Origin of the sequence: Streptococcus sp. 3874 (assembly GCF_013276425.1) — a bacterium.
GTDB classification, from domain to species: domain Bacteria; phylum Bacillota; class Bacilli; order Lactobacillales; family Streptococcaceae; genus Streptococcus; species Streptococcus pseudopneumoniae.
This window is the reverse complement of record NZ_VMLA01000020.1, coordinates 1-12,606: the sequence shown is the minus strand read 5'-3', so window position 1 is coordinate 12,606 and position 12,606 is coordinate 1. Positions and strand designations below refer to the sequence as shown.

Annotated in this window: 12 protein-coding genes; 10 read left to right on the top strand and 2 right to left on the bottom strand. The window is 41.1% G+C overall.

What is annotated here, in order from left to right; all coding sequences use genetic code 11:
- Positions 1-135: 135 nt before the first annotated feature.
- Positions 136-342, top strand: coding sequence for a hypothetical protein (locus HT703_RS12080; protein ID WP_000265678.1), 207 nt, complete (start codon positions 136-138; stop codon positions 340-342).
- Positions 343-694: 352 nt separating this feature from the next.
- Here HT703_RS12080 and HT703_RS01855 read toward each other — a convergent pair whose 3' ends face one another.
- Positions 695-1,543: a putative RNA methyltransferase gene (locus tag HT703_RS01855; RefSeq protein ID WP_001024685.1), complete on the bottom strand. Its 849-nt coding sequence runs from the start codon at positions 1,541-1,543 to the stop codon at positions 695-697.
- A gap of 150 nt (positions 1,544-1,693) precedes the next feature.
- Here HT703_RS01855 and HT703_RS01850 point away from each other — a divergent pair, with 150 nt between their 5' ends.
- A complete protein-coding gene (locus HT703_RS01850; RefSeq protein ID WP_000910903.1) occupies positions 1,694-1,972 on the top strand; it encodes a DUF6110 family protein in 279 nt (92 codons plus the stop codon).
- 1 nt (position 1,973) lies between these two features.
- Positions 1,974-4,034: a heavy metal translocating P-type ATPase gene (locus HT703_RS01845; protein WP_054392625.1), complete on the top strand. Its 2,061-nt coding sequence runs from the start codon at positions 1,974-1,976 to the stop codon at positions 4,032-4,034.
- Positions 4,035-4,111: 77 nt separating this feature from the next.
- On the opposite strand, the gene tyrS is transcribed toward HT703_RS01845, so the two are convergent.
- A complete protein-coding gene (gene tyrS, locus HT703_RS01840; protein ID WP_000546884.1) occupies positions 4,112-5,368 on the bottom strand; it encodes a tyrosine--tRNA ligase in 1,257 nt (418 codons plus the stop codon).
- A gap of 141 nt (positions 5,369-5,509) precedes the next feature.
- On the opposite strand from tyrS, the gene pbp1b reads away from it, so the two are divergent.
- From pbp1b to HT703_RS11595, 7 genes are all read left to right on the top strand, one after another.
- A complete protein-coding gene (gene pbp1b / locus HT703_RS01835) occupies positions 5,510-7,975 on the top strand; it encodes a penicillin-binding protein PBP1B (RefSeq protein WP_054392627.1) in 2,466 nt (821 codons plus the stop codon).
- A 64-nt stretch (positions 7,976-8,039) separates the two neighbouring features.
- Positions 8,040-8,951, top strand: a complete 912-nt coding sequence (locus HT703_RS01830) for a DMT family transporter (RefSeq protein ID WP_054388467.1) — start codon at positions 8,040-8,042, stop codon at positions 8,949-8,951.
- A 230-nt stretch (positions 8,952-9,181) separates the two neighbouring features.
- Complete coding sequence (dapD, locus tag HT703_RS01825; RefSeq protein ID WP_000127477.1) at positions 9,182-9,880, top strand: 2,3,4,5-tetrahydropyridine-2,6-dicarboxylate N-acetyltransferase; 699 nt, start codon at positions 9,182-9,184, stop codon at positions 9,878-9,880.
- Positions 9,881-9,946: 66 nt separating this feature from the next.
- Positions 9,947-11,077 carry an N-acetyldiaminopimelate deacetylase gene (locus HT703_RS01820; RefSeq protein WP_166735751.1) on the top strand — a complete coding sequence of 377 codons (1,131 nt, stop codon included), beginning with the start codon at positions 9,947-9,949 and terminating at the stop codon, positions 11,075-11,077.
- An 11-nt stretch (positions 11,078-11,088) separates the two neighbouring features.
- Complete coding sequence (locus tag HT703_RS01815; protein WP_000834335.1) at positions 11,089-11,628, top strand: 5-formyltetrahydrofolate cyclo-ligase; 540 nt, start codon at positions 11,089-11,091, stop codon at positions 11,626-11,628.
- Positions 11,612-12,286, top strand: a complete 675-nt coding sequence (locus tag HT703_RS01810) for a rhomboid family intramembrane serine protease (RefSeq protein WP_054392634.1) — start codon at positions 11,612-11,614, stop codon at positions 12,284-12,286. Before HT703_RS01815 ends, HT703_RS01810 begins: the two co-directional genes overlap by 17 nt.
- Positions 12,287-12,350: 64 nt before the next feature.
- Positions 12,351-12,575 (top strand): hypothetical protein, encoded by a 225-nt coding sequence (locus HT703_RS11595; RefSeq protein ID WP_240150147.1) that lies wholly within the window; start codon positions 12,351-12,353, stop codon positions 12,573-12,575.
- Positions 12,576-12,606: the final 31 nt, after the last annotated feature.

Here is a 12,606-nt window from a genome sequence, read left to right as displayed (position 1 = left end):
ATCCTGTCTAAAAATAGAGAAATTATAGATACAGTGAAGGCTTTAAATGCTGGTTTTTACTGTCTTCAGCCTTATACCCCTTGTATTCGCTTACATAAAGTATTATAATGTAATTGTAGGAAAGAAGGTGTTTTTATGTGGAAAAAATATTTTTCAAAATATAAATGGACGGATTTATTTTGGATTTTATTTGTTATTTTGACCTGCCTCTATATAGGTAACCATGATTTGTTTCCTCTCAATCATCAAGAAATCTCTCTTCGAGGTAGTTTCTGGGGGTCTGTACTTGCCTTATATCACTTGCTATTTATTGATAAGTTTGTTATCTCGAATCGAAAATAAATATGAGGTATATGCCTGACTGGCTACTTTTAATATTGATTTTGGAGGAAGATTTTGTCTCTATTATTTATTATTTTAAATTTATCTATTTTGTACAAGATTTATTCTTTGAGACGGGAAAAATCGAAATACTTGATTTATACGGCCTATATCATATTTGGGGTAAATGTACTATATGGTATTCAATGGTTATTAAAAGAACTGATTTCAACTATTTCCACTTAATATGTATGGAAACTCCAGTGATTTTTGCATAACAAAACGCATAAGATTAAGGTTTGAGTACCTGTTCTTATGCGTTTTTGTAATATTGAAGATTTTCGGTAAGTTTTATACCTTTGGGAAGTCTAGTTTAGAATGCTTTCCCAACCAGAATCTCAGCCTCAATAGTAATCTCTGTCAGTTGGCTCCAGTCAATCTTGCTCTGGTCAACGTGAAAGAGGAGAGGAGTCATACTGAGTAGGGCTTGGAGTTGTTCTACTGTGATAGTCTTAGTCAGAGAGGCAGTTTGGTTAGATAGGATGGTAAAGTGTTCTTGGAAATGATTTTTGATATTTTGGTTGGAATAGTCCTTGTTTGTCAGCTGGTCTTGTACCTTCTGACGGATTTCCTTGAGGTGATTTTCAGTTGGGATAACCTTGATCAAGATACCGTCTTTGGATAAAACGCGACGAAATTCTCCATAGTTGGCAGGTGAAAAGATATCTAGTAGGATATCCATGCTGGTGTCTTTTATAGGAAGACGAGCCAAGTCACCAACGAACCAATTGACTGCCCAGTTGGGTTCACTTTTAGCAGCGATTTGGACTGAATCTTTGGAGATGTCAAAGGCATAGAAAGTTTTTTCAGAGTGACTTTCTTGTAGTTTGCGAGAATAGAATCCTTCACCACAACCGATATCCAAAATTGTTGTGGTTGTTTTTGAGCTTGCAAGCAAGTCAGATACAGCATCTAAGATAGCTTGGTAAAAGCCGACTTCTAGGATTTGTTGACGGTTTTGAAAATTTTCCTTGTCATAGTTAGCAGATTGCTTGATTTGAGGTGCTAGATTGACATAGCCAAATTTCGCCAAGTCAAAAGAATGACGGTTGCAGCATTTGAGACTGCTCTCTACCAGAGTCAGATTTTCTTGGCAGATAGGACAGGCAAAGGCAGCCGCAGAAGCAAAACGCTGGAGTTTAGGTTTGAGGTTTATATTCATAGTTTAAGTGTATCAAAAGAGGTAAATGAAAGCAACTTTAGGATGATTTGTAATAGAATTAAATAGTAGTATCATTACTTTTCAAAGTGCCAAAATTAAATTGCTTTTATATCTAAATTGCTATATAATAATATCTAGGAGGAAATAAGTATGTTAAAAGAAGTATTAAGCGTTGCAAAAGTTGCGAAAAAATCATCACTCTTTTTGGGTGGTGTCGCATTTGGTACCCTTGGTTTGAAAATCTTAGCAAGTAAGGAAGCTAAAAAAGGTTATTCTAAAGCCTTGGCTAAGGCTTACAAATTGAAGGACGAGCTAGATGCATCTGTTTCTGTTGTGAAGCAACATGGAGACGATGTCTTGCAAGATGCCAAATATTTGTACGAGCAAGAGAAAAAAGAAGAGCAATTAGATAGCCTTATAGGAGAATAATATGTCTTTTAAAGTGCTACATAGAGGATACCAACATATCCGACTATCATCTTCTTTTTCACTCACCTTGGATATTCAAGACTATCTTCGTTCCTTGGCGAGAGATGAAAAGGGGATTGAGTCTATCCAGTTTTACATGGATCAACAGCACTTTACTCTACGTATAAAAGAAGGCTTTTCTGTATTAGATAATGCAGAAGCCTTTTTAAAAAGAATTGATAAAGGGAAAGTTTCTGAGTTGATGACTCTTCCCATTCGTAGAGAAGAGAGTGCTTATTCTATTGTTTCAGGTGCAGCGATTAAGCGTGTACTTTTTCGTAGTTTTGTGCCGTATCCTATTCGCTATATATGGACTTGTTATCAGGCTTTGGGTTATATTAGAGAAGCCTATCAAACACTAGCGCGTAAGGAACTAACGATGGAAGTCTTGGACTGTTCGGCGATTTTATTGTCCTTGTTTATGAACCAATCCAAGACAGCTAGCAATATCATGTTTATGCTTGATTTGGGGAATCATTTAGATCAGTGGTCCTTGAAAAAAACTGCAACAGATTTAGAACAGAGTCTTCTTGCAAAAGAGAGCGATGTATTCTTAGTGCAGGGGGATACGGTTGTTAGTATCAAGAGTTCCGATGTTCAAATAGGAGATGTCTTGGTCCTATCTCAAGGAAATGAAATTCTGTTTGATGGACAAGTAGTTTCAGGTTTAGGTATGGTCAACGAAAGTTCCTTGACGGGAGAGAGTTTTCCAGTTGAAAAAAGAGAGTCTGATTTGGTTTATGCAAATACAGTATTAGAAACTGGAGAGTTACGTATTCGTGTAACCGATAATCAGATGAACAGCCGGGTTTTACAACTGATTGAGTTGATGAAGAAATCTGAAGAAAACAAGAAAACGAAACAACGCTATTTTATCAAGATGGCGGACAAGGTCGTCAAATATAATTTCTTGGGGGCTGGGCTAACTTACCTATTGACAGGTTCTTTTTCTAAGGCTATTTCTTTCCTATTAGTCGATTTCTCCTGCGCTTTGAAAATCTCTACTCCTGTAGCTTATTTGACAGCTATTAAGGAGGGGTTGAATCGTGAGATGGTAATTAAGGATGGAGATGTTCTGGAGAAATATCTGGAAGTTGATACTTTCTTGTTTGATAAGACAGGAACAATCACAACTAGTTATCCTATAGTTGAAAAGGTGTTACCTTTTGGAGACTATAGTGAGGAAGATATTCTCAGAATCAGTGCCTGTCTTGAGGAACACATTTATCATCCTATTGCTAATGCCATCGTCAAGCAAGCTGAGATAGAGGGGATTGAACATGAGGAAATGCATGGGAAACTCCAATATATCGCAAGCAAGGGAATTAAGTCCCATATCGATGGTCAACCAGTTCTTATTGGAAATTATGTCTTGATGCAGGATGAGCAAATTCATATCAGTTCAGAACAAAATGCTTTAATTGAAGAGTACAAGAGTCACTACAATCTCTTATTCTTAGCCTACCAGAATGAATTGATTGGAATGTTCTGCATTCATACTCCTTTGAGAAAAGAAGCAAAAGCAGCCTTGGAGAAACTTAAGGCACAAGGGAAAAAATTGATTCTGGCAACAGGGGACACCTTGGTTAGAACAGAGGCATTAGTCAAAGATTTGCCCTTTGATCAGGTCTATACAGACTTGAAACCTGATGGAAAATTTGAGTTAGTAGAGGAACTACAGAAAGCAGGTCACACTATTTTGATGGTTGGAGATGGATTGAATGACTCAGCGGCTCTAACCCTATCAGATATCGGTGTGGTGATGAATGAGAGTGCAGATATTTCTAAGCAGATGAGTGATATCTTATTGTTAGATAATCGTTTGGATTTCTTCCAAGAGTTGGATTGGCTATCATCATCTTTGCAAACACTCATCAAGAAGAATATTCAAGATACCGTTGTCGTAAATAGTAGTTTGATTGGCTTTGGCTTGTTTAATTGGCTCAGTCCTTCAAATCTTTCTATCTTACATAATCTAACAACCTTACGTATTGTACTGCGTAGCCTGTCTATTAAGGGATAGGTGGGGACTATTAACAGCAAAAAGGAGTTACCTTTCTCGAGGGTAACTCCTTTTTTTATAGGTAAATGTTGAACAATTTAGTAAGTTAATACAAAGTATTTTTTCTTTCCACGACGGATAACAGTCAGTTCATTCTCTAACTTATCTGCGTCACTCAAGACATAGTCAAGGTCTTGGATACGGTCGCCGTTGACGTAGATAGCTCCGTTTTGGACATCTTCACGGGCTTGGCGTTTTGAGTTAACCACACCAGATGACACGAGCAGTTCCACGATATTGTGGTTTTCGTCTGCTTGAACTTGGTAGTTTGGCACACCACGAAGTCCTTGTTTAAGTTCTTTAACAGAAAGGTTTTTGATGTTTCCTGCAAAGAGCTGCTCAGTGATGTTGAGGGCTTCTTTGTAGGCTTCTTCGCCGTGAACAAGTGTAACGACTTCACGAGCCAAGACTTTTTGAGCCAAGCGTTCGTGTGGCGCTGCTTCAAATTGTTTACGAATGTCTTCAATCTCATCAAGTGACAAGAAAGTAAAGATCTTCAAGAAGCGAACAGCGTCAGCGTCCATAACATTCATCCAGAATTGGTACATTTCGTATGGAGAGGTCTTTTCAGGATTGAGCCAGACTGCGTTTCCTTCTGATTTACCAAACTTCTTACCAGTTGCATCTGTGATAAGCGGAACTGTGATAACGTGTCCAGTCTTGTCAGCTTTACGACGAAGCAATTCGGTACCAGCTGTCATATTTCCCCACTGGTCAGAACCACCGATTTGAAGAGTGACATTATGGTCTTGGTTAAGGACGAAGAAGTCGTACCCTTGCATGATTTGGTAAGCGAACTCAGTGTAAGAAATCCCTGTTTCAATCCGTTTTTTCACAGACTCCTTACTCATCATGTAGTTGACAGTGAAGTATTTTCCAATATCACGGAGGAAGTCAATGAAGCTGATGCTGCCAAACCAGTCGTAGTTGTTGACCATGACAGCCTTGTTTTCCCCATTTTCAAAGTCAAGAAAACGAGAAAGTTGTCCTTGGATAGACTTGACCCAGCCATCTACTGTGTCTTTTGTTTGGAGACTACGTTCAGCATCTTTGAAGGACGGATCTCCGATGAGACCTGTAGCACCGCCAACGAGCGCATAAGGTTTGTGACCTGCTAGTTGCAAGCGACGACTTGTCAAGATTGCGACAAGATGGCCTAGGTGAAGGCTGTCAGCAGTTGGATCGTAGCCAGTATAATAAGAAACTTGACCTTCTTCTAGGGCTTTACGCAAAGCTTCTTCATCAGTCGTTTGAAAAATCAAACCACGCTCTTTTAGCTCATCAAAAATGTGCATGTGTCTTTTCTCCTTTTTAAAATTATTGTTTCTACCTATTGTATCACAAACTTGGGCAATAGCCTAGCAGAATAGGGAAGAAAGTGGCTATTTTATTGAAAGTTTCCCTTTTGTGGTATAATAGATAGAGTGAGGAAGTCCATGCAAAATCAATTAAATGAATTAAAACGAAAAATGCTGGAATTTTTCCAGCAAAAACAAAAACATAAAAAATCAGCTAGACCTGGCAAGAAAGGTTCAAGTACCAAAAAATCTAAAACCTTAGATAAGTCAGCCGTTTTTCCAGCTATTTTACTGAGTATAAAAGCCTTATTTAACTTACTCTTTGTACTCGGTTTTCTAGGAGGAATGTTGGGAGCTGGGATTGCTTTGGGGTACGGAGTGGCCTTATTTGACAAGGTTCGGGTGCCTCAGACAGAAGAATTGGTACATCAGGTCAAGGACATCTCTTCTATTTCAGAGATTACCTATGCGGATGGGACGGTGATTGCTTCCATAGAGAGTGATTTGTTGCGCACTTCTATCTCATCTGAGCAAATTTCGGAAAATCTGAAGAAGGCTATCATTGCGACGGAAGACGAACACTTTAAAGAACATAAGGGTGTAGTACCCAAGGCGGTGATTCGTGCGACCTTGGGGAAATTTGTAGGTTTGGGTTCCTCTAGTGGGGGTTCAACCTTGACCCAGCAACTGATTAAACAGCAGGTGGTTGGGGATGCGCCGACCTTGGCTCGTAAGGCGACAGAGATTGTGGATGCTCTTGCCTTGGAACGCGCCATGAATAAAGATGAGATTTTAACGACCTATCTCAATGTGGCTCCCTTTGGCCGAAATAATAAGGGGCAGAATATTGCAGGAGCTCAGCAGGCGGCTGAGGGGATTTTCGGTGTCGATGCCAGTCAGTTGACTGTTCCTCAAGCAGCATTTTTAGCAGGACTTCCACAGAGTCCCATTACTTACTCTCCTTATGAAAATACTGGGGAGTTGAAGAGTGATGAAGACCTAGAAATTGGCTTAAGACGGGCTAAGGCAGTTCTTTACAGTATGTATCGTACAGGTGCCTTAAGCAAGGACGAGTATTCTCAGTACAAGGATTATGACCTTAAACAGGACTTTTTACCCTCGGGCACGGTCACAGGAATTTCACGAGACTATTTATACTTTACAACTTTGGCAGAAGCTCAAGAACGTATGTATGACTATCTAGCTCAGAGAGACAATGTCTCCACTAAGGAATTGAAAAATGAGGCAACTCAGAAGTTTTATCGTGATTTGGCAGCCAAGGAAATTGAAAATGGTGGTTATAAGATTACTACTACCATAGACCAGAAAATTCATTCTGCCATGCAAAATGCGGTTGCTGACTATGGCTATCTTTTAGACGATGGAACAGGTCGTGTAGAAGTAGGGAATGTCTTGATGGACAACCAAACAGGTGCTATTCTAGGCTTTGTAGGTGGTCGTAATTATCAAGAAAATCAAAATAATCATGCCTTTGATACCAAACGCTCACCAGCTTCTACTACCAAGCCTTTGCTGGCCTACGGTATTGCTATTGATCAGGGCTTGATGGGAAGCGAAACGATTCTATCTAACTATCCAACAAACTTTGCTAATGGTAATCCGATTATGTATGCTAATAGCAAGGGAACAGGAATGATGACCTTGGGAGAAGCTCTGAACTATTCATGGAATATCCCTGCTTACTGGACCTATCGTATGCTCCGTGAAAAGGGTGTTGATGTCAAGGGTTATATGGAAAAGATGGGTTACGAGATTCCTGAGTACGGTATTGAGAGCCTGCCAATGGGTGGTGGTATTGAAGTCACAGTTGCCCAGCATACTAATGGCTATCAGACCCTAGCTAATAACGGAGTTTATCATCAGAAACATGTGATTTCTAAAATTGAAGCAGCAGATGGTAGAGTGGTGTATGAGTATCAGGATAAACCAGTTCAAGTCTATTCAAAAGCTACTGCGACAATTATGCAGGGCTTGCTGCGAGAAGTTCTATCCTCTCGTGTGACAACAACCTTCAAGACGAATCTGACTGTTTTAAATCCTACTCTGGCTAATGCAGATTGGATTGGGAAGACTGGTACAACCAACCAAGACGAAAATATGTGGCTCATGCTTTCGACACCTAGATTAACCCTAGGTGGCTGGATTGGGCATGATGATAATCATTCATTGTCACGTAGAGCAGGTTATTCCAATAACTCTAATTACATGGCTCATCTGGTAAATGCGATTCAGCAAGCCTCACCAAGCATTTGGGGGAACGAGCGCTTTACTTTAGATCCTAGTGTAGTGAAATCGGAAGTCTTGAAATCAACAGGTCAAAAACCAGGGAAGGTTTCTGTCGAAGGAAAAGAGGTAGATGTTACAGGTTCGACTGTTACCAGCTATTGGGCTAATAAGACAGGAGCGCCAACGACCAGTTATCGCTTTGCTATTGGTGGAAGTGATGCGGATTATCAGAATGCTTGGTCTAGCATCGTGGGGAGTCTACCAACTCCATCAAGCTCCAGCAGCTCAAGTAGTAGTTCTAGCGATAGCAGTAACTCAAGTGCTACACGACCTTCTTCTTCAAGGGCGAGACGATAATTCTCTAAATGAAGTGGCCAATCAATGGATTGCCACTTTTTTCCTTTCGTGTTACAATAAGGGTATGAATCAGTATCAGAAAAAGATTGTTAACGGAAAAATTTATTCGCTCCTATCCGGCTTAATATGGGGAATCTGTGGAATTTTAGGAGAGTACTTCTTTACTCATTATCAGGTGTCTTCGGGCTGGATTACCTCTATGCGTTTGACACTGGCAGGGAGTCTTGTACTCATTTGGTCTGCAATACAATTAAAATCGCAAGTGCTAGATATTTGGCGAGACAAGAAAAATTACCTGCCCTTTTTAGCCTATGCTATTTTGGGGATTTTTTCAGTTCAGTATTTTTTCTATCTCTGTGTAGAATACTCAAATGCTACGACAGCAACTATTTTACAGTTTATTAGCCCTGTCTTTATCCTCTTTTACAATCGCTTGGTTTATCAAAAACGAGCGTCAAAAAGCGCTGTTTTCTATGTTTTGGTTGCCATGCTGGGTGTTTGCTTGATGGCGACAAAGGGAGATCTCTCTCAGTTATCCATGACACCACTAGCCCTTGTGACGGGCTTACTGAGTGCTATGGGTGTTATGTTTAATGTTATCTTGCCCCAGCCTTTTGCGAAGCGCTATGGTTTTGTACCCACGGTTGGGTGGGGGATGATTTTGGCAGGTTTATTTAGCAATGTTCTCTCGCCAGTGCATCAGCTTTCCTTTACTCTTGATATTTGGAGTATCTTGATTTGTCTCATTATCGCTTTCTTTGGGACGGCTTTTGCTTTTTTTATTTCCATGAAGGCGGTGTCCTTGGTTTCTCCTTTGGTGGTTTCCGTTATCAGTGCCAGTGAACCTCTCTCTTCTGCTCTCTTGAGTGTTTTGTTCTTAGGCCTGGTAGTGGATTGGTCACTCCTTCTAGCTATGGCCTTGATTATTTTACCCATGATATTTTTGTCTATAGAAGAAGCGAAAGAAAGTAGATAAAAAGTCTTTTCTTAATTCTAAAAGTGTGCTATACTAGAATAGTCAATAAAACACGGGGAGATAGTTGTGAAGAGTGTTTTTAGGTTGTATCGGTAGGGGTTTGCTTTTACCGACAGCACGTTTTATCTCACATCCCTAAAAAATCATACCTAAAAACAGACAAAAAGGCTTCAAATTTGAGGCTTTTTTTGGTAGAATAGTTATCATTATAAAGAATGAGAGGTTTTTTTATGACTGCTACAAAAATGAATGCTCAAGAAATTATCCAATTTATCGCTAATGCTGAGAAGAAAACCAGTGTGAAAGTAACTTTTGAGGGACAACTCGCAACTGCTGTACCTAGCTCGGTTGTTAGACTAGGGAATGTTTTATTTGGAGACTGGAAGGACGTGGCTCCGCTTCTCAATGGTTTGGTAGAAAATCAAGACTATGTTGTTGAGCAAGATGCTCGCAATTCTGCAGTTCCTTTGCTAGATAAACGTGCTATCAACGCTCGTATCGAGCCAGGCGCTATTATCCGTGACCAGGTAGAAATTGGTGACAATGCTGTTATCATGATGGGAGCTGTTATCAATATCGGTGCTGAAATCGGTGCAGGAACCATGATTGACATGGGGGCTATCCTTGGTGGCCGTGCCATCGTTGGGAAAAACAGCCACGTTGGTGCAGGTGCAGTTTTAGCAGGTGTGATTGAGCCAGCTAGCGCAGAACCAGTCCGTGTTGGAGACAATGTTCTTATCGGTGCCAATGCAGTGGTTATCGAAGGAGTCCAAATCGGTAGTGGTTCAGTTGTCGCAGCAGGAGCTATCGTTACCCAAGATGTTCCAGAAAATGTAGTAGTAGCAGGTGTTCCAGCTCGAATTATCAAAGAGATTGATGCCCAAACTCAACAAAAAACAGCGCTAGAAGATGCGCTTCGTACCTTGTAATTGTAAAAGAAAAATAGAGGCGGAACCCTTTTCCAGCCTCTTTCTGCTATATGGGAGGATAGATAGATGTTAGATTTGATTCAGATTAGACGAGATTTGCACCAGATTCCAGAGATTGGCTTGGAGGAGATCAAAACTCATGCTTATTTGCTGGATGTGATTGAGAAATTGACTGCGGGCAAGGAGTTTGTTCAAGTTCGTACTTGGCGGACAGGTATTTTGGTTTACTTGCAGGGAAGTCAGCCAGAGCGTACTATTGGTTGGCGGACGGATATTGATGGTCTGCCTATCGTTGAACAAACAGGACTTCCTTTTGCTTCTCAGCATCAAGGTCGCATGCACGCTTGTGGCCATGATTTCCACATGACTATTGCCTTAGGCTGTCTCGAGCGCGCCCTTGAGGAACAACCTAAAAATAATCTACTCTTCCTGTTTCAGCCTGCTGAAGAAAATGAAGCTGGTGGCATGCTCATGTATGAGGATGGTGCTTTTGGAGACTGGTTGCCAGACCAGTTTTATGGGCTTCATGTTCGACCAGATTTGAAGGTTGGTCAGATTGCGACCAATACTCATACACTCTTTGCAGGAACTTGCGAGGTGAAGATCCGTTTCAAAGGAAAAGGAGGACACGCAGCCTTTCCACATGAAGCTAATGACGCCTTGGTGGCAACTAGTTACTTTGTGACCCAGGTGCAGTCAGTTGTCAGCCGCAATGTCAACCCAATAGAGGGAGCAGTGGTGACCTTTGGTCTTTTCCAAGCTGGAACAACCAACAATGTTATCACAGATACAGCCTTTTTGCATGGAACTATTCGGGCCTTGACTCAGGACATGAGTCTCTTGGTACAAAAGCGGGTCAAAACAGTTGCAGAAGGAGTTGCAGCTGCCTTTGATATGGAAGTCGAAGTGGAACTCAAACAAGGTGGATACCTACCTGTTGAGAACCATCCAGCCTTGGCGCGTGAACTAATGGACTTTTTTGAAGAGAAAGACGGAATTGAGTTGATTGATATCGAGCCTGCTATGACAGGCGAGGACTTTGGTTATCTCCTTTCAAAGGTTGATGGCGTGATGTTTTGGCTGGGTATCGATAGTCCCTACGCCCTTCATCACCCTCAGATGGCTCCTAAGGAAGAAGCATTAGCTATTGGGGTGGCTGCGGTGTCTAGTTTCCTGAAAAAGAAGGCAGCAGAATAGAGGGCTTGTCTATGAAATCGGAACTACGCAAGCAAGTCTTGCAAGAAATGAAGGCTATATCTCAAGAGCAAAAACAGGCTATAGAGCAAGCTTTAACCGAGCGGCTTTTACACCATCCCTTCTACCAAGAAGCCAAGGTCATCGCAACCTATCTCTCTTTTCCGCACGAATTTCAAACGCAGGGATTGATTGAGCAGGCGCTGAGGGACGGCAAGAAGGTTCTGATACCCAAAACCTATTCCAAGGGGCGCATGGACTTTGTGGTCTATGATCTGCAACAACTGGTCAAAACTTCCTTTGGCTTACTGGAACCACAGGGAAATTTGGAAGTGGTAGATGCCTCTCAGATTGATTTGATTCATGTCCCAGGGCTGGCTTTTACGATGGAAGGCTATCGGATTGGCTATGGCGGAGGTTATTATGACCGCTATCTGGAACAGTTTACTGGTCATACTTTGAGTACGGTTTATCATTATCAAGTTCAGGACTTTATCCCTGAAAACCATGATATTCCTGTTCAGGAGGTTTTGATTGATGAAGGAAATCTTTGATAGGCGTTACCCTGTGACGAGTTTCTTTCTTTTAGTGACGGCCGTGGTATTTCTACTAATGTTGGTAACTACAGGAGGAAACTTTGACAGGGCGGATACTCTATTTCGATTTGGAGCCATGTATGGGCCTGCCATTCGCCTCTTTCCCGAGCAAATTTGGCGTCTCTTTTCGGCTATTTTTGTTCATATTGGGTGGGAGCATTTCATTGTTAATATGCTTTCACTTTATTATCTTGGAAGGCAGGTAGAGGAGATTTTCGGTTCTAAGCAGTTTTTCTTTCTCTATCTTTTATCAGGAATGATGGGCAATCTCTTTGTTTTTGTATTTAGTCCCAAATCCTTAGCAGCAGGTGCATCCACCTCTCTTTATGGTGTATTTGCCGCGATTATCATTCTTCGCTATGCAACTCGTAATCCTTATATCCAACAGCTAGGACAGTCTTATCTGACACTTTTTGTGATTAACATTATTGGAAGTGTTCTGATTCCAGGAATCAGCCTAGCAGGCCATATCGGAGGTGCAGTTGGTGGCGCATTTCTAGCAATTATCTTTCCAGTTAGAGGAGAAAGACGGATGTATAGTGCTAGTCAGAGACTGGTAGCGTTAGTCTTGTTCGTAGGACTCGCAGTCTTACTTCTCTACAAGGGAATGGGATGAAAATTTGTGGAATGAAAAAAGATAAGGCATTTTTTGAACCTTATCTTTTTTTATTTTATACTCAATGAAAATCAAAGAGCAAACTAGGAAGCTAGCCGCAGGTTGCTCAAAGCACTGCTTTGAGGTTGTGGATAGAACTGACGAAGTCAGCTCAAAACACTGTTTTGAGGTTGTGGATAGAACTGACGAAGTCAGCTCAAAACACTGTTTTGAGGTTGTGGATAGAACTGACGAAGTCAGTAACCATACCTACGGCAAGGCGAAGCTGACGTGGTTTGAAGAGTATTAGGAGAAAAAGAATGAAAGAAATAACCTTTGAC